Raw genomic sequence first — 25,943 nt, 5'->3', positions numbered from 1 at the left:
TAAGATTGATGGCATGAGGAGGGGTCATGAAACTGGGTGTCATTGAGTACATTGATTGCGCACACTATCTGCCCGGGCATAAAAAATGCGGCACCTTGCACGGCCACACTTACAGGATTGAAGTGACCATCGAGGGGGAGAACAAGACGGGGATGATCATCGACTTCGGTGACCTCAAGGGGCTGCTGCGCGAAGCCATCAGCCTTTATGACCACAGATCATTCAACGATTTCCTCGAATATCCCTCGGTCGAAAATATTTGTGAGATGATTCATCGCAAGCTCGGCGAGCACCTGCACCTGCCTTTTGCTGTCAGGGTCTGGGAAGGCAAGGGAAAGTGGGCGGAGATGGGATGACGCTCTCCCTGTGGCTCGACACCCGGCACGTGCCGCGCCCGCGCCTTGAAGGGAATCAAACTGCAGATGCAGTGATCCTGGGGGCGGGTATGACCGGCATCGGGCTGGCGTACTTCCTTGCGGAGCAGCGGCTCGAGACCGTGGTGGTAGAAGGCGAGACCGTGGCCGGCGGGGCAACGGGGCGCAACCTGGGTCTTCTGGTGAGCGGCCTCGGCGAGCACTACGCGCGCAGCGTGGCATTCTGGGGACGGAACCAGGCGGCCGCGATCATGCGCCTGCATCTCGAGAATCACGGCATTCTCGCCTCACTGGCAGACCGCCACGGCATCGAGTGCGGCTACCGTCGCAGTGGCAGTTACGCCGTCGGGATCGATAGCGAGGAAGAAGAGGAGTTGCGCCGCAGCAGCCTGCTTCTGCGGGAAGACGGCTTCGAGTGCGCCTTCCTGGAGGCGGCGGACATGAATCGCGCCCTGGGCGGTCGCGGTTTCTGCGGCGGAATTCATAACCCGCTGGACGGCGTTGTCGATCCGGTACGCCTCATTCGCGGCCTTGCGCGCCAGGCCGAGAAGGCCGGAGGGCGCATCCTGGAGAGGAGCCCCATCCGGAGCGTCGACAGGGCGGGCACCGGCTGGATTGTGCGCTCGCCCCACGGCTCCCTTTCCGCACCGCTCCTGTTTCTTGCCTGCAATGCCTGGCTGCCGCAGATTTACGGTAGAGTTACTGTCAAACCGGTGCGCGGACAATGCTGCGCGCTTGCCGCTCCAAGCGCGGTTCTCCCCGACATCGCCTGCATCGCCAACTATGGAGCGGAGTACTGGCGGCGGGCAGGCGAACACGGTATCTTCGGCGGATTCCGGCGCCTCGGAAGCTCCGCTGAGGAGGGTTATCAGGATAGTGTCAGCGACGTCATTCAGTCCGCGTTGCAGAGGTTCGTGCGCGCGCATTTCCCGGGCCTGGATCATGCTCCAGTGACGCACCGGTGGTCAGGAGTCATGGCCTTCACGCCCGACGGCCTCCCCATCGTGGGTGGGATTCCGGGCGAGGATGGGCTCTATGTGGCAGGCGGATATACCGGCCATGGGTTTGGCTACGCTTTCCTGGCGGCGCGCTGGCTCACGGCCCTGACCGTTGAGCGGCGGGACGAGATTTCGCCATTGTGCCGCATCGACCGCCCGATGCGCTCCAGTCCGGCGCTCACCGAAATCTGAGAATATCCGAAAATCACCCTGCGGCTTACTTTCCCAGGACGGGGTACAGGGTCGGGCTGAACAGGAGGCGCGCCAAACCGGGATTCGAGCGCGCCAGGTCCTCGACGATCCTGCCGGCCGCGCCGGGCTTTGCCGTCACGAACCAGCCATATTCGACATCGATCGCATCGGCGAGCTCTTTCAGTTTTTTCGCATCAAACGGCTTGATCTTGTCTTCGTCGAGGGGCCTCACAATCAAATAGCGGAGAAACTGGTCATAGGCCTCATGGAAGCGGGACGTCAGCTCGTCGATGGAGCTCTGCTTCTCAAAGCGGAAGGGAACCAGCGACGGCTTCGCCGGGATGAAATCCAGTCGTAATGTGAGCACGTTGCTGGAGGCCAGAAGGTCACCTTGAGCTGTCCAGCGAGCCGACAGCCGTGCGGCGGTCAGTTCCGCGATGTCGGTGGTGACGGTGCGCGAATCCCCCAGACTTTGGCATGCCGACGGCATTGATTCCCAGATGGGCAAAGGTTCCAGGTCGGGAGCGGCCATGGCAACTTCTTCCAGCAGCACGATCGTGGCGATTGCGACCCAGCGCAGGTCGGTATTCCCTTGGGGGACATTCATCGGAAGCATGGCGATGCGCACAGGAGCAGGGAGGTTGGGCGCCGCGGGAGGTTTATGCTTTCGGAACAGACATCCAGGCTGGAAGAGCAATCCGAGGAAGGCGAGCGAAATCAGGAGGCGACTGGGGATGTGCATCCGCATGCCCTTCTGAAACATGCGGTTTTTAATCCGTGAGGGTATGTGCATTTTCGCTTTTTCTCCAGGCATCGGATCTCGAGATGCATTCATGCTAGCCGCCAGATTCACCCAAAACAAGGGCGCGCGCCAAGGCCTCTGCAAGATGCAGCGCTTTGCGCCCGGTCGCATGCAGAATCTGCTGACGGCAGGAAGTGCCGGATGCCACAATCAGAGCATCAGCAGGCGAGCGCCGGATTGCGGGAAAAAGCCGCATCTCGCCGATCTGCAGCGATATTTGGTAATGCTCTTTTTCGTAACCAAAGGCTCCGGCCATGCCGCAGCAGCCGGAATCGACTTCCTCGGCAGCAAATCCCGGCGGCGCCTTCAGCAGGCGCAGAGAAGGGCCCGATCCCACGAGGCTCTTCTGATGACAATGGCCATGCAGCAGCACCGTACGCGGCGCAGCCGAAAATTGCGGCCGCCACTCCCCGGCATCCATACGGCCGCACAAATATTCCTCGAGCGACAAGGTTCTCCCGGCCAGCTTCTGCGCCTCGGGCGTTCCCAGGAGATCCGGGTATTCGTCGCGCAAGGTTAGAATGCAGCTCGGTTCACATCCTACAACGAATGCGCCCGACTCGATGAAAGGCGCCAGCACGGCGACATTCGCGCGCGCGTTATCCTTCGCCTCGTTCAGCAATCCCTTGGAAATCATGGGCCTGCCGCAACATGAGACCTCGGGAACCAACACCTGAGCACCGGCGCTCTCCAGTACCTGCAGCGCGGCAATGCCGATCCAGGGCTCATTGTAGTTGGTGAAGGTGTCGTTGAAAAGGACAACCTTGGGAGCTCCCTGCGCCGGTACTCGGGGCGGATGCCTGCGCAGCCAGCGACGGAATGTCCGCCGCACGAACGGCGGCACCCGGCGCTCGGGATGGATGCCCATGAGACGCTGCGCGGTCCGGCGCACGATGGGCGCACGCATCAGCCAGTTCGACAGGGGGGCCGTCGCCGATCCCAGGCGGCTCAGCACGGCAATATTCCCGAACAGCAACGAACGCAGCGCGATCCCATGACTTCTGTTGTAGCCGGCCAGAAACTCGTATTTGAGCTTCGCCATGTCGACGTTTGCGGGGCACTCGGTCTTGCACGCTTTGCATGCCAGGCAAAGATCCAGAGCCTCAGCAATCCTGTCGCCGGCATATTCCTCGAAGGGGAGGATGCCCGAAAGCGCTGCGCGCAAGGCATTGGCGCGACCGCGCGTGGAGTGTTCCTCCTCGAGCGTCGCCATGTACGATGGGCACATGGTCCCGGTGTCCAGTTTCCGGCAAACGCCCATGCCATTGCACTGTTCGACGGCGCGGACCAGGCCGCCGTCGCGGGAGAAATCGAGGTGCGTGCCGACTTTGACTGCGGCGTACGGAGGCCCATAGCGCAGATGACTGGTCATGGGGGGAGCATCGACGATCTTGCCGGGGTTCATGATGCCGGCAGGATCGAACGCTTCCTTCAATTGGCGGAATGCGGCGTAGAGGCGCTCGCCGAACAACTCCCGGTTCCACTGGCTGCGGGCAATGCCGTCGCCATGCTCGGCGCTCATCGCCCCCTTGAACTCGACCACGAGGTCCTTCACCGCCGCTGAAATGTCCAGCATTTTCCTGACGCCGGCTGTTTCCTTCAAATTGATGATCGGCTTAATATGCAGGCAGCCCACCGAGGCGTGACCATAGTAGCCGGCACGCGCATCGAAACGTTGCAGGATCTGCCGGAAGCGACGCACATACTCGCTCAGGAGCTCCGGCGCCACCGCCGTGTCTTCGACGAAGGATATCGGTTTGGCGTCTCCGCGCATGCTGGAAAGCAGGCCGAGCCCGGCTTTGCGGATCGCCCAGACGTTGGCCTGATCGTCGGGGTGGAGCGAGCGGATAAACATCGTGCCCCTGCCCGAGGTTCGAAGCCGTTGCTCGAGTCGGGCGAACTTCGACTCTACTTCCTCGTCGGTTTCCCCGAAGAACTCCACGATCAGGATCGCGTCCGGATTTCCTTGGACAAAAGTCATTTTTCGGGCGAAGGCCGGCTGCAGGCGCGTCAAGTCGAGCAGCATCTTGTCAATCAGCTCCACCGCGGAGGGTTGCAGCGCCAGAATCTCGTCGAGCGCCTCCAGGGCGGCAATGAGATCGGAAAAATGAACGATGTCCAGTCCCTTGGCGCGCGGCTCACGCGTCAGGTTCAGAACGGTCTCGGTGCAGGTGGCCAGCGTACCTTCGCTGCCGACGATCAGCCGGCTGAGGTTGCCGCCGCGGGCGTCCAGAACGCTGTCCAGGTTATAGCCTCCGACCCGCCGCATGATCTTTGGATACCGGGCGAGGATCTCATCGCGGTTTTCTGCCACAAGGCGGCTGACCGAACGGTAGATCCGGCCCTCATAGGTGTCGAGCGCGGCCCTCCGCTCCCACTCCTGCAGGCTCAACTCCCCGAAGCCGGCTTCCTCGCCCGTAGCAAGCAGCACCCGCGTCCGGCGCACGTGATCCTGCGTGATGCCGTAGAGGATCGAGTGCGAGCCGGAGGAATTGTTGCCGATCATGCCGCCGATCGTGGCGCGGTTGCTGGTGGCCACATCCGGGGGATAGCGCCATCCGGACTTCTGCAGGAAGGCGTTGAGCTGATCGAGGATCACGCCGGGCTCCACGCGCACGGAACGTTCCTCAAAGTTCGCATCCAGGATGCGGTTCATGTACTTGGAGAAGTCGATCACCACGGCAGATCCGACGGTCTGGCCTGCCAGGCTCGTGCCGCTACCCCTCGGCAGGAGGGGCAAACGGTGGCGCGCCGCCAGCGACACGGCGGCCGCGACATCGTCGTGCCCGCGCGGCACGAGAACAGCAAGCGGCTCGATCTGATAGATGCTGGCATCCGTGCTGTAAAGAAGACGGCTGAACCGGTCTGTGCGGATCTCTCCGGAAAAATCAGGGCGGAGCTCGGCTGCAAATTCCTGGATCTTCTCGTCGACGCCTGTCACGCCGTATCCTTTACCATAAAGATACAATGACACCAATCGATTTCCGGCTGTAACCGGCAACACGAACCGCGAAGACCAAGATGACTTTCTGGGAATTATCCGGAATTCGTTCCCGTCCCGAAGGTCTTTGCAGGTTGAGTTTCATGCCCGTCGGAGAATCGGAGCCCTCGATGAAATAATTGCCGCTCCAGCGAAACAATAAGGGTGACTCCCCGCGACGGTCGCGAAGGGCGGGAATGATAGACATGCGAAGAGATGTTGCCCACACTGATGGCTCGTGTCAGGGCGGTTTTGCCTTGTTGATCGCACTGATCGCACTCTCCCTCTTTTCCGTTATCGGCCTCTATCTCACCCTGACAGCAACATCGGAAGTGCGCATCAGCGACAACTACGAGAGCTACGTCCGGGCGCGTACGGCCGCGCTGGCAGGCCTGAATCATGGGCGCGCGCTGTTGAAAGGCCTCCGCTTCGACGATCTGCTGCAGGGCCCGGACGGAACGAATAGTGCCGACCCGGCCTACCTTGCGTTTGCGGGGACGCATGCATTCCGAATGCCCGTCGGCTGGTCCGCAGCCCGGATGTTGGACATCCTGAATCCTGCCGGCGCCTTGTCGGGCGTTCCCGACGACGGGATCGTGAGTACGGGTTGGCACCCGGCCGGCAGCGGCGTGGTCCTGATTCCAATTATGGGAATTGCACAGATTGTGCCGAATCCTCATGGCCCCGGGACTGTGGCGACCAGCCGCTATTTCGTAAAAGTGTCCGATAACAACGGCGAGGCCAGCGAGCTCGCCGGGGATCCGGCAGATAACCCGTTCCAAGACGGGGACGATCAGATCATCCTGAGGTCGCTGGGGATCGCGCAGACGCTTATGGAAGCCACGCTGGCTGGGACTCGCCGGAATTCGGTTGTGGTTTTTGAGGCGAGATTCAAGCGGCTTGCCACCTTCGATTTTAACGCGCCCGTAACCGTGCAGAGCAGCGCCGTAGATCCCGTTGCTGCCGGGATGTTTCTCGGTGACAGGTTTTTCATCCAGGGCGGAGCCGCCAATCCCGGCATTGCCACCATCGACGACGCGGCCGGCGACGGTATCGCGCCCGCCCAACAGATCATGGCCGGGCTTGCGCCGGCGCAGACAATGAACATCCAGGGAGCAGGGCTGGTGCCTTCTGTACAGGACATTACTCCTGCGATCGGGATGCGTCCCGACAAGCGGTTGCTGCTGGACGGGGCCTGGATGTGGGGCTTTGTCAGGCAGTCGGTGCTGCAGTTCGCCGACAACACATTTTCCGGATCTCAGAGCTGGATCGGCGCCGCACCGAGGTCACTGGGCAGCTATGATCCGACCTTGCCGCCGACCTCGCCGACGCAGGATCCGAAGGTGACCTACGTCGATGGGGACCTCCTCGTCGATGGCGATCTCGAAGGAGGAGGCCTTCTGGTGGTCACGGGCAAGGTCACCATTACGGGCCGCTTCAAATTCAACGGCCTCATTCTCATCGTCGGGGCCGGTGAACTCGACAGCGGGGGCTGGAGCAGTGTCACGGGCGCAATCTATGTTGCAGGGTTGTCGAACGCGGGTGGAATCATGAGTTGGGGGACCGCGAAGCTCACTGTCAGGGAGAGCAGTCACATCTTGTTCAGTCGCGAGGCTGTCCGGATGGCGGTCGGTTTGATTCCGCCCTTGCAGCTGAGCTTTCGCGAAATCACAAGTGCGATCGATCCCTGAAGGATTCAAGGGTAGCGGCGGACGCCCTTAAGCGCTAACTTAACCCACTTTCCCGACCTGGACTTGGACTTGGACTTGGACGTGGACCTTGACGCTCTGCTGCACCGCAAGCGATAAGAAGCGACCCGTAGCCTGATAAAGGCTGGGCGTGCAAGAGTTTGTCTCCGCTCAAAAGGTCCACGTCTACGTCCAGGTTTAGGTCCATGTCCACGTTTATTGGCAAGATCATTCCTATCTTAGCGCTTAAGCGGCGGACGCCCTGCCCTCAAGCGCTGATTGGCGGCGCCAGTCAGCTGATGCCGGTATTCCGGGTGCGATCGATGACTTCATCTGGGAGTTCGTTGGTGTCGTCGGGGCGGCGCGGGAAGTGCTCGGCAAGAGCTTTGCCGCAGCTCTCCACGGCGGCGCAGATGCCTTCTCTGGCCCTTCCCTGCTCGATGCCGTGAATGATCTTATCACGGACGTCATTCCAGTGCTGATCGCCCATCTTCTCGTGAATCCCTTTGTCGCCCAGCACCACGACGCGGCGCTCGAGGCAGGATAGATAGATCAGGATCCCGTTCGCTTCGCGAGTCTTGTATAGGCCGCCCGTGTAGAACTCCCGGAAAGCCGCTTCATGAACACAGTCGTCCATTTCCCGCCGCGGGACAAACCAGCGCCTCATGGGCAGGTGCGGAATCACGGCGTAAAAGAATGCGAAGGCGATGATCTCAGTCCAGAGAACCAAGCCAATGGTATGGAAAGCAGGGAGAGCGAGGTAGACGACGGTGGCAATGATGGTTCCGACAAGGGCCCCCTGCAGGGTGGCGTGGTGATAGTGCCCGGATGCATCCGCAACGGCAAAGACGATTTCCCCGGAAGTGGTCAACTCCGCCCTCTGGATTGCGCCGGCAATAGCCTGTTTGTCTTCGCCCGTCAATAGCATAGCTTCTGGACTCGCTCTGAACCCGTGACTCGCCACTCATCCCTCATGGCTTTGTTGACACTACCAGCTCCCGGAAGCACCGCCTCCACCGAAACTCCCTCCGCCCCCGGAGAAACCGCCTCCACCGAAGCCGCCGCCCCCGCCGAAACCGCCGCCGCCAAATCTTCCTCCACCAGGGAAAAAGGGGCCGCCGAATCCTCCCCAACGTCTGTTGGATGGCGTCTGAGCCCCGGCCTTGACGGCTGCTCCGAGGAAAACGCCGGCAAGCGAGCCGACCACGCCCCCGATCAGCATCGGGATCAGGGTTGCGCCGAAGAGCGCGTAAATGAGGTACAGGCCCGCGCCTCCTCCCAGGATGCCGCCGCCCCATTTGCCGGTGGATCCGAGCAGCCAGAGCAGGGGAACCAGAAGAAAAACCAGGAACTCAAACCCGCTTCCGAAACTGCGCCCGCGCCGGCTTTCGCTCGAAGATCGTGTCGTAGCCCGGTACTCACCCCGGACCGATTGCATGATTGCGCCCAGACCTGCGTCTACGCCCTGATAGAAGTTACCCTCTCTGAAGCTCGGGCGGATCTCATTCTCGATGATCCGCCTGCTGAGTGCATCAGTAAGGCTCGGCTCCAGGCCGTAGCCCACTTCTATGCGGATCCTGCGTTCCTTCATGGCGATGAATAGCAGGGCGCCATTGTCCCTGCCCTTCTGGCCGAGTCTCCAGGCAGTCGCAACTCGCGCCGAAAAGTCTTCAAGGGCCTCTCCTTCCAGACTGGGGATGATCAGGACCGCGATCTGCGTGGAGTCGGACGCTTCAAACTGCCTGAGCTTCTCTTCGAGACTTGCCACCTGATCTGGTGTGAGCACACCGGCCAAGTCTGTGACCCGCGCCTGGAGTTTGGGGATGTCGAGCGCAACCGCCCCCGAGGCCTGAAAAAAGAGGGAAATCAGGCCCATCCCAAGCAAAAACCACCGGATGTTTTTTTGTATCAATTACTTGCCAAAGTTCACGACCGGAGCCTTCTCGCTTCCGGGCGTGCTCTGAAAGTACTGCTTTTCCTTGAATCCGAAGAAGCCGGCCACCAGATTGGCAGGAAACTGCTTGATCCTGATGTTGTAATCCTGCGCGCCCCTGTTGAAATTCCTCCGCTCCTGGGCGATGCGGTTTTCGCTGCCTTCGAGCTGGCTTTGCAGCTCGAGGAAATTCTGATTGGCTTTCAAGTCCGGGTATTTTTCGACCACGACCATCAAGCGTGTGAGCGCGCTGCCGAGACTGTCCTGTGCCTGCTGGAACTTCTGGAACTCCGCCGGATTCTTGAGAATGTCCTGGGAAATCCGGACCGAACCCACCTGCGCGCGCGAAGCGGTCACCGTTTCCAGGACTTCACTCTCGTGGGCGGCGTAGCCCTTTACGGTGGCTACCAGGTTGGGAATCAGATCGGCGCGTCTCTGGTACACGTTTTCCACCTGAGCCCACTGCTGGTTGACTTCCTGCTCTTTGGCAACGATGTCGTTATAAGTACCCTGCACGGCAAAGCCGGGAATCACTACCAGGATCACCAGGATCCCCACCAATATAAGCCAGCCCTTTTTCATTCCAGCCTCCTGGATTTATTGAATTTGAACGGATATCATAGCATCTAACCCATCCGTTTCCTAAGATCCCCTGAGTAGGAACACTGCTAAGACACCAAGACGCCAGGAACATTGGGCGTCTTTGGCGTCCTTGCGTTCTGGCGTCTTGGCGGCTACTCCATTTTGTGGAGGGCGTGTACGAATGTACCGACCCGTCCGGAATGGGTCGTGAGCAGGCCGAATTCGGGTGGCCTCAGCTCGCCCCCCATAAAGCACCTGGTATTGCGATATTTCATTGGGCCCTCAACGGCCGCCAGGGCGGCGATGTGCAGTTCCTTGGCGCCGCTCTGCTCGACGATCTTTCTGAAGTTCCGTTCGGTAATTCCTCCACCGGGCATGATGATGATGCGGTCGCCGGCCTTGCGCACGAGATCGGAGATCAGATCGAGTCCTTCCAGCACGCTGCTTTCCTGTCCCGACGTGAGGATGCGGTCGACACCGATTGCGATCAGAGTCTCCATGGCCTCATAAGGGTCGCGTGCCATGTCGAAGGCGCGGTGGAAGGTAACGCTCATGGGCCTTGCCGATGCAGTCAGCTCGCGGGTGCGGGCCTCGTCCACGCAACCATCCGCCTTGAGAATGCCGATCACGACGCCGTCGGCGCCCGCCCCCTTGGCCGCTTCGATGTCGAACTTCATCACTGCGAACTCCGTCGCCGAATAACAGAAGTCGCCGCCGCGCGGCCGGATCATGACCTGCACGCGGATCTGCAGACTCCGCCGCGCCTGGTGGATCGACCCTGCACTGGGAGTGGTGCCTCCCTCAAGGAGATTTGCGCACAACTCCACGCGATCCGCGCCGCCTTCCTGTGCCGCCATGGCGCCCTCGACCGATTCGACACAGACTTCCAGAACCCTCTTCACAATCACCTCCCGCTGAGGATTTCTATTTCTTGCGTTCCAGAGTCACGGAGCCGGTGTCTCCGCTCTCCGTCTCCCAGGAGCCCGTCATTTTATCCCCACTGACCTTGAAGGTGGCGCTGACTCTGAGGTTTTGCTGCCCGTCGAAAATTGCAAATTGAAAGCTCAAGGTGCCGTTTTCGAACTTGATCTTTTCCAGGGCAGCCCCATTCGCCATGCCCATCGAATCGGTGATTGTGCCGGAATAGGAGACCCCGTCTTTTTTCAAGACCACGGTCAAGAAGTCCTTGTCGGTCGAGTTGGGGATTAAGGTATCCCCGACCCAGGTTCCGCTGAGGTCCGCATTCTGCGCAAGAAGCATCCCCGTCATGAGGAACAAAAACAGAGCAGCAAGCACCGAAATTCCCACTTTTTTCATAAGTCACACCTCCGTCCTGAATGGACGTTCTTAGAAACGTAAGGCCGGGAAGAATTGTTCATAAAAAGTTGGTTTACTTGTCGAAGCCGACGAAGACGGGTTCAGGGACGAGCTCGACACCGAAGAAGTGGCGCACGGCCGATTGGACGTCACGCATCAGGTCAAGGAGCTCCTGAGCGGTGGCGCCGCCCCGGTTGATCAAGGCGAGTGTGTGCCTGCTCGACAAACCGACGCGCCCGCGACTGTACCCTTTGGTGAAACCTGCATTTTCGATGAGCCAGGCCGCGGAAAGTTTCACCATGCCTTCGGGCATCGGGTACTGGGGCATGATCTCGCCTCTTTTCAGGGAACCGCGGCACCTGGCGGCTTCTTCCGCTTGTGCCGCCTTGTCCGCCGGCACGAGCGGATTTTTAAAGAATGATCCGGCGCTCCTCGCGTTAGGGTCACCAGGCCGGATGACCATGGATTTGCGGTCTCGGATGTGCAGAACTCCCTCCCGCACCTCGGCCAGGCTGGGAGAATCCGTCCGGTCGGAGAAATATCGAATCAGGTCGGGGTAAGCGACCCGGGGTTTATCGCCTGCGCGCAACGCGTACGTAACCGAAAGAACGACATAACGCTCGCGGCATGCGGTGTTGAAGATGCTCGTCCTGTACGCAAAGCCGCATGCTTTGTTGTTCAGCTCCACCACGTGCCGGGCATTGCGGTCCAGGGCGCGTACTGCGACGATCACTTCTCCCACTTCCTGGCCATAAGCGCCTACGTTCTGCACCGGCGTGCCGCCTACGGTGCCCGGAATCCCGCTTAGACACTCGATTCCCACCAGGCCATGTTCCACGCAACGGCGCACGAAGGGATCCCATTCCTCCCCGGCCGCCGCCACAAAGACGCCGCCACTTTTGTGCCTGATGCCGCGCAGGGCGATCCGGACGACAAGACCGTCGAAACCGGCATCGGAGGCGACGATGTTGCTTCCCCCTCCAAGAATGAAAACCGGCAGCTTGCGGGCCTCACCGAATTCCAGGGATTCAATCACCTGGGCCTCCGTCTCGACCTCTGCCAGGTAACGCGCCGGACCCCCGATGCCTAACGAGGTGTAAGGCGCCAGCGGCACTCGTTCTCGAAAGACGACCGGAAAAGGGGATTGCCTCATCACAGGCGCTTCTCCAGGAGTTTCGCGCAAGCGTAGACGGTCTTTGTATGAGGGACCGGAATGCCCAGCCTATCCGCCAATTCGGCCACGGCGCCGACGATGGCATCCAGTTCGAGCGGCCTTCCCATTTCGAGGTCCTGGAGCGTGCTGGTCTTGTGCGGACCCACGCGGGCGGCGCCTTCCAGGCGCTGATCCGCCGTGATATCAAGCTCCATGCCGAGGGATTGTGCCACGGCCTCTCCTTCCTTCATGATGGCACGTGCCAGGGCGAAGGTGCGCGGATCCTGGAGGATCTCCTCCATGTCGGCGCGCGCCAGGGCGCTGATGGGATTGAAGGCCAGGCTGCCGATCAGCTTCACCCAGACATCGTGACGTATGCGGCTGCGCACCGCGCATTTGAGCCCGCCGTTGTGAAATGCCTGGGCGATCTGCCTGCAGCGCTCGCTCCGGGTGCCGTCGAGCTCGCCGATCGCAAAGCGATTCCCCTGGATGTGTCTGATGACGCCGGGTTCGGCGATCGCCGTCGAGCAATAAATCACGCAACCGATCACACGACGTGCCGGGATGGCGGAGGACAAGCCCCCCCCAGGATCCACTGTTTCCAGATGTGTCCCTTCCAAGGGGCCGCCGTAATTCTCGAAATACCACCAGGGTATGCCGTTTTGTCCGGCCACGACCGGCGTTTCGGCCCTCAAAATGGGTGCCAGGTGTGGGGCTATCGCGATGAGGCCGGGGGCTTTCAACGCCAGGAAGACCACGTCCACCGGCCCGATTTCCGCAGGCTCGTCGGTGGCAAATGGATGGGCTGTCAACGACTCCCCAGATTGGAACCGAACCCGCACTCCGTGCTGGCGCATGGCCTCAAGATGGGGGCCGCGTGCCAGGAGAGCGACCTCTGCTCCGCCGGATGAAAGGCAGGCGCCGACGTAAGCTCCGATCGCTCCTGCACCTACAATCGCAAACTTCATGGCTCCAGCTTCTGCGCAACGGTCTTCCGTTGTATTTTGCCGGTGGCCGTACGCGGGATGCGCTCCACGATGTGGATCCTTTTGGGGCATTTGAAATCCGCCAGGTGATCGCGACAGAAGGCGAGCAGTTCCTCCTCTGTGGCGGGAGCGCGCAATTCCACCGCAGCCGCGACTTCCTCGCCGTAGATCCGATGCGGCACTCCAAAGGTCGCGGCTTCGGCGACAGCCGGATGCAGCTGGAGCACCTGATCGACCTCCAGCGGCGCGATTTTCTCGCCGCCGCGCACGATGAGTTCCTTGATGCGGCCGACCAACTTCAGATAACCTTGCTTGTCCAGAATCCCTTCGTCACCGGTGCGGAACCAGCCGCTGGTAAAGGAAGTCGCATTCGCCTCCGGGTTGTCCTCATATCCGGTGATGACGTTTGCGCCGCGAATCACCACTTCACCCTGCGCTCCAGAGGGGAGTAAACGCCCCGCATTATCCATGATCCCGATGTCGACATTGCTGCCGAGCCCGACTGTTCCGGGTTTGCGTTCTGCCGGCGGCAACGGGTTGGTGGCGATCTGATGCGATGCCTCGGTCATGCCGTACGCCTCGAGCACCGGCACCTTGAAACGGTGCTCGAGCTCGGCCATGGTTGCCGGGGCCAGGGCGGAGCTGCAGGACCGGATGAAACGAAGCCCTTCGGCACCCGCCGGGCGCATTCCCTCGCGTGTGCGTGCCAGCAGCATCTGCTGGATTGCCGGAACTGCGGAATACCAGGTTGCGTGGTGCGCCTGAACCGTGGACCAGAAGGAGAGCGCATTGAATCCGGGAGGCACCACCACAGTGGCTCCGGCCAGCAAGGATGACAGGACAGAGCCGACCAGCCCATGCACGTGGAAGAGAGGCATCACGCACATCGAAACGTCCGCGGGAGTGAGCGCATAAAATCGAGCGATGTTGCGCGCCGATGCCAGGAGGTTGGAGTGCTTGAGCGGCACACGCTTGGGACGGCTTGTCGTGCCGCTCGTGTGCAGAACCAGTGCTGCATCCTCAGCCGGGGAGGGATCGAGCTCTCCCTGTGATCTCATGTGTGCTGAAGAAACGAATTGAATCGAGCCCCCGGCCTCGATTCGGGATTCTAGGAGCAGGGTCGCCGGACCTGCAGCCTGCCGGGCCTGATCGGCTCCGCCTGGCGGCACAATCAGAGCTTTGGCGCCGGTATCGGACAGGTAGAACCGGAACTCCTCCAACTTGTAGCCGGGGTTCAGCGGTGCCGCTGTGCCTGCCGTCGCCGCCGCCAGGAACGCAACCACGGCCTCGACACCGTTCGGCAGTACCAGTGCGACACGGTCGCCGCGGGAAATTCCGGCACGCTGAAGGTAGCTCGCAAGCCGTTCGACTTGCTCGCGTAAAGATCGATAGCTCACGACCGGCCCGCCGGGTACAACTAACGCGGCACGGTCCGGGTTTTCCTTGGAGATAGCCTCCCACAGGGTAGTACCGTTGCTCATAAAACCCATCTCACTTTGGATTTTGGAATGCGGATTCCGGACTTGCATCAACAATCTACAATCTTTACCTGCCTGATTTGAATTCCAAAATCTAAAATCCAAAATCGGTCAATCCAGGTACCGGCGAGTCAAGTCCTGATAGGCATCCAGCCTGCGGTCGCGCAGAAACGGCCATTGAGTGCGCATGGTATCGACATTTTGCAGGTCGCAGGAGATGACCGCCGTCTCTTCGCGGTCATGCGGGCATCTTGCCAGGACCGTCCCTGCGGGGTCACAAGCGAAACTGGCGCCCCAGAATTCGATGCCGCCCGGACTGTCGCCTTCATGTCCTACCCGGTTGACCGCCGCAACATACACGCCGTTGGCGATGGCGTGGCTGCGCTGGATTGTCTCCCATGCCGAATGCTGGCTTACGCCGTATTCAGTTTTTTCGCCAGGATGCCAGCCGATGGCGGTGGGGTAGAAGAGGATGCGGGCGCCGTGGAGCGCCGTCAGACGGGCAGCTTCCGGGTACCATTGATCCCAGCAGATCAGCACGCCGATCCGGCCATAGCGCGTCTCCCATGCCTGGAAGCCCAGATCCCCAGGCGTGAAATAGAATTTCTCGTGGTAGAGTGGATCGTCGGGCACGTGCATCTTGCGGTACTTGCCCAGGTAAGTGCCGTCGGCATCGATGATGGCCGTCGTGTTGTGGTACACTCCGGGCGCGCGGCGTTCGAACAGCGGCACAATCAGCACGACCTCGAACTCGCGTGCCAAAGCGCCGAGACGCTCGGTGGTAGGACCGGGGACCTTCTCGGCCAGGCTGAAATTGGCGTGCTCTTCAGCCTGGCAAAAGTACAAGGTCTTGAACAGCTCGGGCAGGCAGATGATTTGCGCGCCCCGTCCGGCGGCCTGGCGAATGCGCTCCATGGCATTTCCCAGATTAGCCGCCGGATCATTGCCGCATGACATCTGAATCAGAGCAATTGTCGCCTTCATTGTGGTTTCCATTCTCTTGAGCCAAGGGCATCAATGATAGCATGGTCTCGCGGTGAAAGCTCAACGCGGAGGTCGCTGAGAATCATCTTGTGGTTTCCCGGCGTGCGTTGCGTCCGCCGCATCAAGATTTTGCCATGACCAGCGAGTTTCCCATGCAAACAAAGATGGCATCTGCCGGCGGGCAACGTTACGCCTTTGTCGACCTGCTGCGGGGCCTGGCGCTCGTGGTCATGGTCGAGACGCACGTGGCCAATGCCTACCTGCCACCGGCCGCACGCAAGAGCGACTTTTTTTTCTGGCTTTCCTTTGGGAATGGACTCGTGGCTCCCTCGTTTTTGTTTGCCTCCGGTTTTTCACTCGTGCTGCAGGCTCGCCGGCGGTGGCAGGGCTGGCTTGGCTTCGATCGTGTCTTCTGGAAGCACATGCGCCGCCTGGGCTTCATCATGCTTGTGGCGTATTACATGCATCTTCCCCACTTCGCTCTCAGCAAGTTCCTGGTACCCAGAGATCAGCCATTCTGGAAAGTGGCCCTGCAGGTGGATGTTCTGCAGTGCATCGTCATATCCCTGTTGACGATCGATGTTCTTATTCTATTGACGCGCAAGCAGGCGCTGTTTGTCTGGGCGGCCGCATCTGTCGGAATCGGCGCAGCGCTGGTCACTCCCTGGATCTGGGCGCAGGACTTCACGAGCCGCGTGCCCCTTTTTTTGGCGATGTTTTTGAACCCGCATGGAGCGTCTCTGTTCCCACTTTTCCCATGGATCAGCTTTGTGATGGCCGGGAGTTGCGCGGCCCATTTGTTCCTCGACGCCGTGGCACAACGGTCGGAGCCGCGCTTCATGCTGCGCGCTTCTGTTATTTCCTTGGCTGCGATCGCCGGCGCGCTGGTGGCCCGAGAATTGCCGCTCTTCAGCGCCTGGAATGTCGGCTTTTATAAAACCAGCCCGCTTTATGTCGTGGTCCGTCTTGGCTGCGTCCTGATTCTCTGCGCCGGGTTTTACTTCATGGAGAAGCGCCTGGGCTGGATTCCCGGCGCCATTCGCCTCGCGGGGCAGGAGTCGCTGCTGGTGTATTGCGCTCACCTGTTGCTGATCTTCAGCGTTCTGAGGCAGCCGCCCGTAGCCTCCGTTTTCGGTCGTGAGGCTGGGTATGGCGCCTGCTTTCTCCTGAGCCTGGCGCTTATCCTGCTCATGATCCTGTCCGCCGGGCTCTGGCACGGCTGGAAACGGGACTATCCGCGATTCGCAAAAGCAGTGTTGATCGGGCTGGTGGTCATCAATGTCGTCACCTTCATTCTCCGCTAGCCTCCTGCAGCGGGGCGGCGAGGGGCGCGTTCAGGAAGCGCACGAACTCGTCGGCTTTGCGGGTCATACCGGGAAAGACAGAGATCTTGTTCCCCTGCCCGTCGAGGATAACGTAGAGCGGCAGGGCGACTGTCCCGAACTTCTCCTTCTGATACGCCTGATTCTGCTCATACTGTTTCCCTTCGCCATCGGTAAAGAGCTGGAGCCGGACATATTTCTGCAGGCCGGCGTAGACGGCGGGAAGAGTGAAGATGTTCGCCTCCATCCAGCGGCAGTTGGTGCACGTGTAGCCGGTAAAATCGATGAAGACCAGCTTCTTTTCCTGGCGGGCTTGTGCCAGGGCGCTGTCGAGATTTGTATCCCATGTGAGTTCCTGACCGTGGCCGGCGCCGGTAAGGGTGAAGGCTCCCGCTGTGCGCGGCGGCAGAAACGCGTCAATCTCACCCAGGCTGGCTCCCATCAGGCCAGTGAAGAGGTAGAAACCGATGGCGAGGAAAACCAGCGCCGCGGACATGCGCATCACGCCCAGATGTTCCAGCGCGCTGTCGTGAGGCAGGCGGAATTTCCCCAGCAGATATACGGCTGCCAGGACGCAAGTAGCGAGCCAGATCGAGAGCACGACTTCACGCGTGAAAATATGCCAGCGCCAGACCAGGTCGACATTGGAGATGAACTTCATGGCGGCCGCCACTTCCAGGAATCCCATGGTCACTTTCACCGAGTTCATCCAGCCGCCGCTTTTGGGCAGGGCGACGAGCATGCGCGGCACCAGCGCGAGCACCAGGAATGGAGCGGCAAAAACAATGGAGAATCCCAGCATGCCCAGCGCCGGCCAGAGCCAGTCGCCTTGGGCCGTCGCCACAAGCACGGTGCCGACAAACGGGACCGTACAGGTGAAGCTGGTAAGGGTGAAAGTCAAGCCCATCAGGAGTGCTGAGGCGTAGCCGCTCCCGGAACCTGCCCTGGACAATTTCGTGAGCACGCTCGAAGGGATGCTGATCTGGTAGAGGCCGAACAGATTGAGCGCGAAACCTATGAAGATCGCCGTGATCAGGAGGTTGATCCAGGGGTTGGCGGCAAACTGATTGATCCCGGTCGCGCCGAGCAGCGCCGCCAATCCCAGGCCGAGCCCGGTAAACGTGAAGATGATGCCGAAACAGTAGACCAGCGCCAGACGGAGGCCGGAGGCGCGGCTGGCCTCGGCGCTCTTGGTGAAATAGGAGACCGTGATCGGTATCATGGGAAACACGCACGGTGTCGCCAGCGAGAGAGCGCCCATGGTCATGGCCAGCCACAGAAACGGGAGAAAGCCGCTCGCCCGCGCCCGCTGGACTTCCGCCGCAGTCCCCGCAGGAGAAGTGGTAGCAGCGGCGTTGGCGGTGGCTGCCGCGTTCGTCGTGGCGACATCCGCTCCGGGCTGGTTCGTCTGCGGAGGAGCTGCGGGTCCGGAGCCGCCGCCCGGCACCTCGGATAAGGCGCCTGTTCCGGCAATCACCCTGATCTTGAATGGAACCGGCACGCCCTTGGGCGGCAGGCAGCTCTTATCATCGCAAACCTGATAATAGGCCTGAATGCTTACTTCATAGTCCCCCGGCTTGGCTGCAGCCGACGACTTGAGGGGAATCCAGAACTCGGCACCCCCTTCGTAGGACTCCGTCTGGATGCCGAAATTCGGATCAAATGCAGTCTTTGGCGTGGATTGCCTCACAGTGCCTGCGATTTGGAAAGGTCCCTCGGAAAGCAACTTGAAGCGGGTGGCAATAGGCGGGGGCACCTGTTTCGCGGAGTACATATGCCAGTTGGCCTCGATTGCTGCCTCGAGGTTGACTTCAAATCGGGCCCCGGCTTTAACCGGCTCGGCCGGAGGTTTGGCCGTCCACTTCACCGGCGAATCCTGGGTTAACGCGATCCCCGGCGAAACCGCCAGACAAAAGATAGCTGCGGCAATTAGTTGCTTCATGTTCTCGGAGTATACCATCGGTCTCAGTCTTTTTCCCGGCCCGCTTGAGTGCCGATTTACCTTCGGCATCTGCCACATGGCCGGAGACGGATGGGCGGGTCCTGCATTTTGGAATCTTGATGCGACGCCTGGGTCTTATCTTCTCTGCTGCCTAATACCCGTCGGCACGCCCAATTTTGCGGTGGAATCTGCGGCTGCGGTATTGATGAGCGTCCTGTGAATGCGTCCAGAAAAACCGAGGGCGGACTCGGCTGCGTGAGGACGAGCCGTCGTCCTCCTCCGATCCTCCAGGCAACTCCGGGCGATCAAAACCGCGCGATTTTTAGTTCCGGCCGATGCAAAACAGGTGTTTCTCCCCTCGGAGGAAAAGCCTGCCGCCGGCGACCGCGATCGAAGTCCGCGAAGGTTCCCCGATGGAGTTTGTGCCGATCACCTCATGTTTCGGACCGGCGCGGATGACGAAGGTGTCGCCGTCATCGCAGGTCAGCAGGATCTTGTCGTCAAACGCAACGGGCGACGCTCCGTAGAAACTGGCGGGCACCGGCACACGCCCGCCTTCGTAGACCAGCTTTCCCGTTTCTGCCTCCAGGCAGGTCAGGATGCCCGCGTCGCTCATCAGGTAGAGGTAGTCGCCGTAGAGAATCGGCGAAGTCACGTATGCGGTCCCCTTGTTGTAAGTCCAGACGATCCTTTCCGTCCCGTCCACCTTGCCCGAACCGCCGAGGCGAATGGCCTTGACTACCTTGGAAGGGAAGCCCGAAGAGAGGATCACAAGATCGCCTTTGACCGCCGGCGTCGCGATGGCATGGCTCCTGAGCCCCGTGGCCCGCCACCATTCCTTCCCCGTTTTCGGATCGTAGGAGATGATGAACTCATTGCCTGCAGTGACCAACTCGGCACGCTCCTTTGTCTGCACCACTACCGGAGTGGCCCAGCTCACGCCGACCTGGCGCTTTACACGCCAGACCTCCGCACCGGTGTTCTTGTCGAGGGCCGTTATAAACGAGTCCTTGCCATCGAATTCCTGATCGCAAAGCAGGATCACGAGATCCTCATAAAGTACGGGCGAGGTGCCCACCCCCATACCCATGGTGCCGATGCCGCCGAGAGATTTTTTCCAGACGAGCACGCCGGCGAAATCGTAACAGTACACCCCTTCCGAGCCGAAATAGACGTACACATGCTTCCCATCAGCTACCGGAGTGGGTGCGGCATAGCTGCCGCGCCTGCTGCGGTGATCATAGACAGTGCCCGAATATGCTGTCCGGTCCCACACGATTTTCCCGCTGTCGCGATCCAGGCAGAGAAGCCTGAAATCGTGCAGTTTGTCCGACCCGTACCAATCAGGGTGCGTAAACTCCTTGTCCCCCGTCATGTGGATGACCGCTTTGTGATCCGGCGGAGCGGCACCGGTCTCGACATCCGTGGTCAGGAAGACTTTCTGTTCCCAAATGACCGGCTGGGAAAATCCCTGTCCGGGAATTGAGGCCTTCCAGATCACGTTCTTCGTCTCCCCCCACTCGAAGGGGAGATTCTTCTCCTGCGAAACACCCTGGCTCCCAGGGCCGCGCCACTGCGGCCACACCGAGGCCGGAGAAGTGCCGGTGCCGGCTTGCGGCGTCAGCAGACCGGGTGTCATGGCAATCAGGACAAGCAATGTCGCGGGCATCACGCATCTCATAATGAAGACTCCTCAGGGCGCAGGGTAGCAGAGGACGCAGATCTTGGATAGTTCAATTCCGAACTCTCTGCTACCTTCCGCGCCCTCAGCGTTAATCTCCTGCTCTTCTAGAGTGACGGAAGCGCTGTTCTGCCCCGTCCCAGCCATGGCCTTTCAGATTCTGAAGTGGTGATTGGACCGATCATTCCTGGCGCAGGGCTGTGACAGGCTCAATGCGCGTAGCCCGATGTGCGGGCAGCACGCACGCGACGAGCGATACCAGCGCGAGAATGGCAATAGCCGAAGTGAGCACGCCCAGGTCGAATGGCCCGACGCCATAAAGCGCGCTTCTCACAAATCTCCCGATTGCCAGCGCTCCGGCAAGTCCGATCGCGAAGCCGATGGCAAGAATGAGAACTCCCTCCTTGAGAATCAGCTTGAAGATACCTTCCGCACTGCTTCCTAAGGCCATGCGGATGCCGATCTCCTTGGTGCGCTGGGCCACAGTGTATGCCAGCAGTCCGTAAATCCCCACCGCTGCGAGGAAAAGGGCGACCATGCCGAATGCCGTTGCGAGCAGCATGGGCGATCTATGGATGGTTAGAGACTCATCGATGCGCTCCTGCATGGTGCGAACGTCGAACAGTGGTAGTTCCGGATCGAGCCCGGCAATTCTGTCTCTCAGAGCGCGGACCAGACCAGCTGGGTCGGAAGCTGCCCTGACGGCAAGAGTCAACGCCGGCATCGGGTTTTGCGCGTAGGGAAAATAGTAAGCGCCCACACGTTCGTCCGGATTCACGAGTCCGTGCAGTTTGATGCTTCCTACGACCCCGACGACCGTCAGCCAATCGGCGTCCTTCTCTGGAGGATGAGCCAGGGCTTTCGCACCCTGGGGCTGCCACATCCGCTTGCCGATGGCGCTGCTGCTCGGCCAGAACCTGCGGGCAAGCCTCTGGTCAATCACCAGGACGCGCTGCGAGTTCTCAAGGTCGCGCGCGTCGATGAAGCGTCCCTCCAGGAGAGGGATTCTCATCGCCTCAAAATAGCCGGGGGTGACGACGATCCGGTTGGGGGAGACGAGTGATTCGCCTGGCTTCATTTGATAACCCTCGGCCAGGATGACGCTGTCGCTGTTGCGGTCTCCAAAAGGAATCGTGTCGGTCGCTCCGGCACTCAGAACGCCGGGGATTGCGCGAATATTATCGAGAGCCTGGATCTCGAAGCTGCGCATTGCGGCCTCGCCCCCGTAACGTGTCGCGGGCAGGGCGACCGTTCCGGTAACCACCTGTTCTGGTACAAACCCGGGATTTATGGCGAGCATCCGGCGGAAACTGGCGAAGAGCAGGCCGCTGCCAATGAGCAGCACAAGAGCGAAAGCGATCTGGGCTACGACGAGAGCATTGCGCGCGACCCGAGCTCCACGCGTACTCGTGCCGGCTCGCTCCCTCTCGCGGAAGGCCGAGCTCATGTTGACCCTGAGCGCATGAGCCACTGGAATCAAACCAATGCCGACGCCGACAATAAACGACAGCGCCAGGATGAAAGCCACTACCATTGGGTCGATGACGATTTCACTGCTTCTGGGAAGTCGATCAACGCCAAAGGTGCTCAGGCTGTGCAGTCCCCCGTAGCCGAGCAGCAAGCCGATGCCTGCACTCAAGGTCGTCAACAGCACGCTTTCAGTTACGAGCTGCCTCGTGACACGCCAGCGCCCTGCTCCCAGCGCAAAGCGAATGGCCAGTTCCTGCATGCGGACACTGGATCGCGCCATCACCACGTTCGCAATATTCACGGCCCCGATAAGCAACACGAAGAGAACGCCGCCCCACAGCAGATAGAGGCTGACCTTGACTTCTCGAACAACATCATCCTGCAGCGGCACAACGACCGTGTGCGCGCCTGCATTGATAAGGATGCTCTTGAACTCCGGGAAGCGATTGAGATTCGAGGCGTTGAGCGCGTCGATCTGGGACTGGGCCCGCGCAAGGGTGGCGCCGGGCTTCAGTCGTCCGATCATGTTCCAGCTGTTGTTGAGGCGCGTGGTTTTTTGCTCTTGGGTGAACGCAAGAGGCCTCCAGAGCTGTACTTCCGGATTGAGGCAGTCGAAATCCCTCGGCAGAACGCCCACGATGGTATATGGCGCCTCATTGATGCGAAGTTCCCTGCCGATGACCGACTCGACTCCGCCGAAGCGCTCCTGCCAGAGCGCAAAGCTGAGGATAACCTTTCGCTCATTGCCCAGTTCGCCTTCCTCCGGAGCGAAGATTCGGCCAAGCTTCGGCCTGGCTCGCAGGAGACGGAAAAATGAGGGCGTTACTCCCATGCCTCTGATGCGCTCGACTGAACCCTGATCCCCGATAGTGAGACCGGGAGTGTTGTAGAGAGCGATCTCCTCAAAGACGTCCACGTCGCGCAGGCGATCGTAGTAATCCGGAACGCCCGAAGATGCCCTCACGACCCCGGCCTTGGGATAGCTGTTGTACATGAAGAGGATCCGGTCGGATTCCGGGAATGGCAAGGGTTTCAGGACAACGGAATTGACGACGCTGAAAATGGCGGTGTTGGCGCCGATGCAGATGGCCAGCGTGGCCACGGCGGTGGCCGCATATGCCTTGTCCTTCCACAGGAGTTTCAGTCCATATTTCAGATCCTGAATCAGCGATTCCATAGGCGCCAGCCCTTTCCGAGTGGAGTTTTCCCCTGATCCTTTTGCTCTCTCAGTGTAACGCAGAAGAACTGGTTCAGGTTCACCAAACCCATGGTTGGGTGTAGTTGCGGATTTCGGGGGCCAATATGGAAGCCGAACCCGAAGACGACGTAGTCGCTTCCATAGATCTGCCCCGGATTCTCACAACTCCCTCAACGCATCCATCGGATCCACACGGGCGGCGCGGCGGGCAGGGATATAGCAGGCGAGCAGGACAATCATGCCGATGAGCAGCGGGATGCCGATGAAGGTCAGCGGATCCAGAGTTGTCAGGTCAAACGTCAGCCTTGCAATGAGGGGTCTCGCAGCGAAGATCAGCAGCAGACCCAGGGCCGAGCCAATCAATAAGACCCGCAATGCCTCTGCTATCACCATCCTGATCAGGTCATTCTTCCGCGCGCCGAGCGCGGCGCGGATGCCGATCTCCCGTGTGCGGTTTGCCACTGAGAAGGAAACCACGCCGTAGAGTCCCACCAGTGCAAGAAACAGCCCGAGGAGTCCGCAGACTATGAGTATCGCTGCCGACATGCGCAGCGGGAAGAACATGAGAGCGACGCTGTCAGCCATGGTCTTGGCTACCTGGACCTCCACGTTTCCATCGACTTCATGGACGAGACTCGTAAGCGGTCCCAGCAGGGTGGAGGGATCTGCGGAACAGCGCGCCACGAGCTGCATCCCCGAATGGTAATTCTGGTCAAATGGCAGATAGATGATAGACATGTTCCTTTGATCGGAAATCGAATCCCGGACATCCCCGGCTACTCCGACTACATCGAAAACTTGGGTTTGGGGGTGTTTGATTACCAGGCGCTTTCCGACGGCCTCTTCGCCGGGCCAGCACGATTGCGCGACTTTTTCGCTCACGATGACAACCAGTGGATTTCCCTGCACGTCCCGAGATGTGAAATCCCGGCCGCGCAGGACGGGTATTGCCATGGTCTGGAAGTAGCCCGGAGATATGTGGGTTGTCTTCACCACCCGGCCTGGTTGGCCTTCAGCCAATTCGCGCTCCGTGAGAACAGACGGGATGAGGGAAGAACTCATGGACAAGGGCAAACTGCTCACCAGGCTGGCCTGGGTGACGCCCGGCAAGGCGCGAGCGCCCTCGAGCAGCCTGTTGTAAAACGCGCGCCCCTGCTGTTGCGTGTGTTTGTTGGTCGTCAGGTATTCCGGAACAACAATCGCCTGATGCTGCGTGTCGAATCCCGGATCGATCATATCGGCTTTCACCAGGGTCCCGACGAAGAGACTCGCCGCAAGCAAAAGTGCCACCGACAGGGCAATCTGGGGGATGATGATCCAATGTCGCAGACGCCGGCGCTCCCTTTGCGGCACCACGATGCTTTCGGCTGCGAGCGCGCTCACCAGACTCGTCCTCGAAGCCCGCAGCGACGGAACGAGCCCCACCATCAAGCCAGTCCCTATGCAGACCACAAAGGTGAATAACAACACACGGAAGTCGATCGGAACATCCAGGGAGAGTTCGACTCCCTCTATGCGAATCGGCACGTAGGACATGAACAGTTCCACAAGCAACTGGGCCAGCATCAGCCCGGCAACGGCTCCGAGCGTCGAGAGCAGAAGGCTCTCCGTCAGCAGTTGCCGCACGATGCGGAATTTCCCGGCGCCGACTGCCAGGCGGACCGCGATTTCCTTCCGGCGGGTAATTCCGCGGGCCATGAGCAGGCCGGTCAGGTTTGTGCCCGCGATCATCAGAACGATGGCCACTACGAACATCAGTGCAATCGAAATCCATTTGGGCAGGAAGTCCGCGTCGGGAGCCGCGATGACGCGGATTCCGCTGGTCGGGAGCAGCTGCACGAAGCGGTTTCCATAGGTGGAGGGAAATTCAAGCGCAATTTGCCGCGCCTTGGTCTCGATGACTGCCGCGGCCTGATTGAGCGACACTCCGGGTTGAAGACGGCCGATGAGTTGCACCGTGTATGCATGCTGGTCCTGCAGGTTCCCCGTTCTGTCGACCAGGCCGATCATGCTTGACGGGATCCAGAGCTGCATCGACATGCCGGGCATCCACAGGCCCTTGAATTCCGGCGGAGCCACTCCCACAATCGTGAAACTGTGTTCATTCAGTCTTATGCTCTTTCCAATGATATCGGGCGCGCTATAGAACCGGCGTTTCCACAGACTGTGGCTTATGACCGTCACCGGCGCGGCGCTCGGTGTGAAGTCGTCCTCAGGAAGAAATCCGCGGCCCAGGGACGGCTTCACGCCCAGGACGTCAAAGAAATTGCCCGAGACCATCTGGCCCTCGACGACCTCCCTTTGCCCGTCTGCGGAAAGCGGCACTCGAGTCAAGCCAAAGGACGCCAAACCGGCGAAGACCTGCGCCTGGTCCCGAAACGCCATGTAGTCGGAGTAGGCGACCGGTCCGAGCCACGGCTTGGGATTCCGCGCATCCTTCCGGTATGAGTAGATACTGACAAGTTCGCCCGGCGCGCGAACGGGCAGAGGACGGAATAGATATGCATTGATGATGCTGAAAATCGCCGTATTGGCCCCGATGCCGAGACCGAGAACCAACAGGGCTACGAGGGTAAATCCCGGCTTCTTGGCAAGCATCCAGATGCCGTAGCGCAAGTCCCGGCCGATGTCTTCGATCCCGCGCCCGAGCCTGCTGGCACGGACTCCTTCTTTGACCTGTTCCACGCCGCCCAGTTCGATGTACGCCCGCCTGCGGGCCTCAGGCGGCGAAAAGCCCTCCCGCATTTTCTCCTCCGCGAGGAGTTCCAGAGAGGACTGCAGTTCCTCGTCCAATCCGCGCTCGACCGCCTCCTTGCGGAAGAGATTTCGAAACAAGTGCCGTATGCGCTTCGACATGCATCCT

19 protein-coding genes are annotated in these 25,943 nt (G+C 60.3%); 4 read left to right on the top strand and 15 right to left on the bottom strand.

The annotated features are described in order from the left end of the window. Positions 1 to 26 precede the first annotated feature (26 nt). A complete protein-coding gene (locus LAP85_02520) occupies positions 27 to 356 on the top strand; it encodes a 6-carboxytetrahydropterin synthase (GenBank protein MBZ5495251.1) in 330 nt (109 codons plus the stop codon). Continuing rightward, positions 353 to 1,564 carry an FAD-binding oxidoreductase gene (locus LAP85_02515; GenBank protein ID MBZ5495250.1) on the top strand — a complete coding sequence of 404 codons (1,212 nt, stop codon included), beginning with the start codon at positions 353 to 355 and terminating at the stop codon, positions 1,562 to 1,564. The genes LAP85_02520 and LAP85_02515 overlap by 4 nt, the downstream gene beginning before the upstream one ends. Before the next feature lie 25 nt (positions 1,565 to 1,589). On the opposite strand, the gene LAP85_02510 is transcribed toward LAP85_02515, so the two are convergent. Both LAP85_02510 and LAP85_02505 read right to left on the bottom strand, forming a co-directional pair. Beyond that, positions 1,590 to 2,306, bottom strand: a complete 717-nt coding sequence (locus tag LAP85_02510) for a hypothetical protein (protein ID MBZ5495249.1) — start codon at positions 2,304 to 2,306, stop codon at positions 1,590 to 1,592. A gap of 94 nt (positions 2,307 to 2,400) precedes the next feature. Then, positions 2,401 to 5,286, bottom strand: a complete 2,886-nt coding sequence (locus LAP85_02505) for an FAD-binding protein (protein MBZ5495248.1) — start codon at positions 5,284 to 5,286, stop codon at positions 2,401 to 2,403. Between the two features lie 266 nt (positions 5,287 to 5,552). On the opposite strand from LAP85_02505, the gene LAP85_02500 reads away from it, so the two are divergent. Continuing rightward, positions 5,553 to 7,037, top strand: a complete 1,485-nt coding sequence (locus LAP85_02500; GenBank protein ID MBZ5495247.1) for a hypothetical protein — start codon at positions 5,553 to 5,555, stop codon at positions 7,035 to 7,037. A 289-nt stretch (positions 7,038 to 7,326) separates the two neighbouring features. Here LAP85_02500 and LAP85_02495 read toward each other — a convergent pair whose 3' ends face one another. The 9 genes from LAP85_02495 to LAP85_02455 all read right to left on the bottom strand — a co-directional run bounded on the left by LAP85_02495 (position 7,327) and on the right by LAP85_02455 (position 15,467). Beyond that, positions 7,327 to 7,956 carry a TPM domain-containing protein gene (locus LAP85_02495; GenBank protein ID MBZ5495246.1) on the bottom strand — a complete coding sequence of 210 codons (630 nt, stop codon included), beginning with the start codon at positions 7,954 to 7,956 and terminating at the stop codon, positions 7,327 to 7,329. Positions 7,957 to 8,022: 66 nt separating this feature from the next. Further along, the gene (locus LAP85_02490; GenBank protein MBZ5495245.1) at positions 8,023 to 8,910 is read right to left on the bottom strand and encodes a TPM domain-containing protein; all 888 of its coding nucleotides are present in this window, start codon (positions 8,908 to 8,910) and stop codon (positions 8,023 to 8,025) included. Between the two features lie 36 nt (positions 8,911 to 8,946). Then, complete coding sequence (locus LAP85_02485) at positions 8,947 to 9,549, bottom strand: LemA family protein (GenBank protein ID MBZ5495244.1); 603 nt, start codon at positions 9,547 to 9,549, stop codon at positions 8,947 to 8,949. Positions 9,550 to 9,701: 152 nt separating this feature from the next. Next, a complete protein-coding gene (locus LAP85_02480; GenBank protein MBZ5495243.1) occupies positions 9,702 to 10,454 on the bottom strand; it encodes a copper homeostasis protein CutC in 753 nt (250 codons plus the stop codon). 19 nt (positions 10,455 to 10,473) lie between these two features. Continuing rightward, positions 10,474 to 10,866: a hypothetical protein gene (locus LAP85_02475; GenBank protein MBZ5495242.1), complete on the bottom strand. Its 393-nt coding sequence runs from the start codon at positions 10,864 to 10,866 to the stop codon at positions 10,474 to 10,476. 73 nt (positions 10,867 to 10,939) lie between these two features. After that, a complete protein-coding gene (locus LAP85_02470; GenBank protein ID MBZ5495241.1) occupies positions 10,940 to 12,019 on the bottom strand; it encodes a UDP-N-acetylmuramate dehydrogenase in 1,080 nt (359 codons plus the stop codon). Then, positions 12,019 to 12,987 carry a 2-dehydropantoate 2-reductase gene (locus LAP85_02465; GenBank protein MBZ5495240.1) on the bottom strand — a complete coding sequence of 323 codons (969 nt, stop codon included), beginning with the start codon at positions 12,985 to 12,987 and terminating at the stop codon, positions 12,019 to 12,021. The genes LAP85_02470 and LAP85_02465 overlap by 1 nt, the downstream gene beginning before the upstream one ends. Next, positions 12,984 to 14,486 carry an acyl--CoA ligase gene (locus LAP85_02460; protein MBZ5495239.1) on the bottom strand — a complete coding sequence of 501 codons (1,503 nt, stop codon included), beginning with the start codon at positions 14,484 to 14,486 and terminating at the stop codon, positions 12,984 to 12,986. Before LAP85_02460 ends, LAP85_02465 begins: the two co-directional genes overlap by 4 nt. 108 nt (positions 14,487 to 14,594) lie before the next feature. Beyond that, positions 14,595 to 15,467, bottom strand: a complete 873-nt coding sequence (locus LAP85_02455) for a carbon-nitrogen hydrolase (GenBank protein MBZ5495238.1) — start codon at positions 15,465 to 15,467, stop codon at positions 14,595 to 14,597. 152 nt (positions 15,468 to 15,619) lie between these two features. Between LAP85_02455 and LAP85_02450 the strand changes: the two genes are divergently transcribed. Continuing rightward, positions 15,620 to 16,771: a DUF1624 domain-containing protein gene (locus tag LAP85_02450; GenBank protein ID MBZ5495237.1), complete on the top strand. Its 1,152-nt coding sequence runs from the start codon at positions 15,620 to 15,622 to the stop codon at positions 16,769 to 16,771. On the opposite strand, the gene LAP85_02445 is transcribed toward LAP85_02450, so the two are convergent. From LAP85_02445 to LAP85_02430, 4 genes are all read right to left on the bottom strand, one after another. Then, positions 16,758 to 18,731, bottom strand: a complete 1,974-nt coding sequence (locus LAP85_02445) for a thioredoxin family protein (protein ID MBZ5495236.1) — start codon at positions 18,729 to 18,731, stop codon at positions 16,758 to 16,760. The two genes, LAP85_02450 and LAP85_02445, sit on opposite strands and share 14 nt — an antisense overlap. Before the next feature lie 322 nt (positions 18,732 to 19,053). Then, complete coding sequence (locus LAP85_02440) at positions 19,054 to 20,412, bottom strand: PQQ-like beta-propeller repeat protein (protein MBZ5495235.1); 1,359 nt, start codon at positions 20,410 to 20,412, stop codon at positions 19,054 to 19,056. A gap of 181 nt (positions 20,413 to 20,593) precedes the next feature. Then, positions 20,594 to 23,059 (bottom strand): ABC transporter permease, encoded by a 2,466-nt coding sequence (locus tag LAP85_02435; protein MBZ5495234.1) that lies wholly within the window; start codon positions 23,057 to 23,059, stop codon positions 20,594 to 20,596. A gap of 180 nt (positions 23,060 to 23,239) precedes the next feature. Further along, a complete protein-coding gene (locus LAP85_02430) occupies positions 23,240 to 25,936 on the bottom strand; it encodes an ABC transporter permease (protein MBZ5495233.1) in 2,697 nt (898 codons plus the stop codon). Between the last annotated feature and the right edge of the window lie 7 nt (positions 25,937 to 25,943).

Source organism: Terriglobia bacterium, from assembly GCA_020072565.1.
Taxonomy (GTDB): Bacteria; Acidobacteriota; UBA6911; order UBA6911; family UBA6911; genus JAFNAG01.
Note: the sequence above shows the minus strand (reverse complement) of the source record. Positions and strands in the feature narration are given on the sequence as shown.

Excerpts from the sequence above, each read along its gene's own strand:
- LAP85_02520 (MBZ5495251.1), top strand. The coding sequence starts at position 27 with ATGAAACTGGGTGTCATTGAGTACATTGATTGCGCACACTATCTGCCC.
- LAP85_02515 (MBZ5495250.1), top strand. The coding sequence starts at position 353 with ATGACGCTCTCCCTGTGGCTCGACACCCGGCACGTGCCGCGCCCGCGC.
- LAP85_02510 (MBZ5495249.1), bottom strand. The coding sequence starts at position 2,306 with ATGCACATCCCCAGTCGCCTCCTGATTTCGCTCGCCTTCCTCGGATTG.
- LAP85_02500 (MBZ5495247.1), top strand. The coding sequence starts at position 5,553 with ATGCGAAGAGATGTTGCCCACACTGATGGCTCGTGTCAGGGCGGTTTT.
- LAP85_02490 (MBZ5495245.1), bottom strand. The coding sequence starts at position 8,910 with ATGGGCCTGATTTCCCTCTTTTTTCAGGCCTCGGGGGCGGTTGCGCTC.
- LAP85_02485 (MBZ5495244.1), bottom strand. The coding sequence starts at position 9,549 with ATGAAAAAGGGCTGGCTTATATTGGTGGGGATCCTGGTGATCCTGGTA.
- LAP85_02475 (MBZ5495242.1), bottom strand. The coding sequence starts at position 10,866 with ATGAAAAAAGTGGGAATTTCGGTGCTTGCTGCTCTGTTTTTGTTCCTC.
- LAP85_02470 (MBZ5495241.1), bottom strand. The coding sequence starts at position 12,019 with ATGAGGCAATCCCCTTTTCCGGTCGTCTTTCGAGAACGAGTGCCGCTG.
- LAP85_02465 (MBZ5495240.1), bottom strand. The coding sequence starts at position 12,987 with ATGAAGTTTGCGATTGTAGGTGCAGGAGCGATCGGAGCTTACGTCGGC.
- LAP85_02460 (MBZ5495239.1), bottom strand. The coding sequence starts at position 14,486 with ATGAGCAACGGTACTACCCTGTGGGAGGCTATCTCCAAGGAAAACCCG.
- LAP85_02455 (MBZ5495238.1), bottom strand. The coding sequence starts at position 15,467 with ATGAAGGCGACAATTGCTCTGATTCAGATGTCATGCGGCAATGATCCG.
- LAP85_02450 (MBZ5495237.1), top strand. The coding sequence starts at position 15,620 with ATGCAAACAAAGATGGCATCTGCCGGCGGGCAACGTTACGCCTTTGTC.
- LAP85_02445 (MBZ5495236.1), bottom strand. The coding sequence starts at position 18,731 with ATGAAGCAACTAATTGCCGCAGCTATCTTTTGTCTGGCGGTTTCGCCG.
- LAP85_02440 (MBZ5495235.1), bottom strand. The coding sequence starts at position 20,412 with ATGAGATGCGTGATGCCCGCGACATTGCTTGTCCTGATTGCCATGACA.
- LAP85_02435 (MBZ5495234.1), bottom strand. The coding sequence starts at position 23,059 with ATGGAATCGCTGATTCAGGATCTGAAATATGGACTGAAACTCCTGTGG.
- LAP85_02430 (MBZ5495233.1), bottom strand. The coding sequence starts at position 25,936 with ATGTCGAAGCGCATACGGCACTTGTTTCGAAATCTCTTCCGCAAGGAG.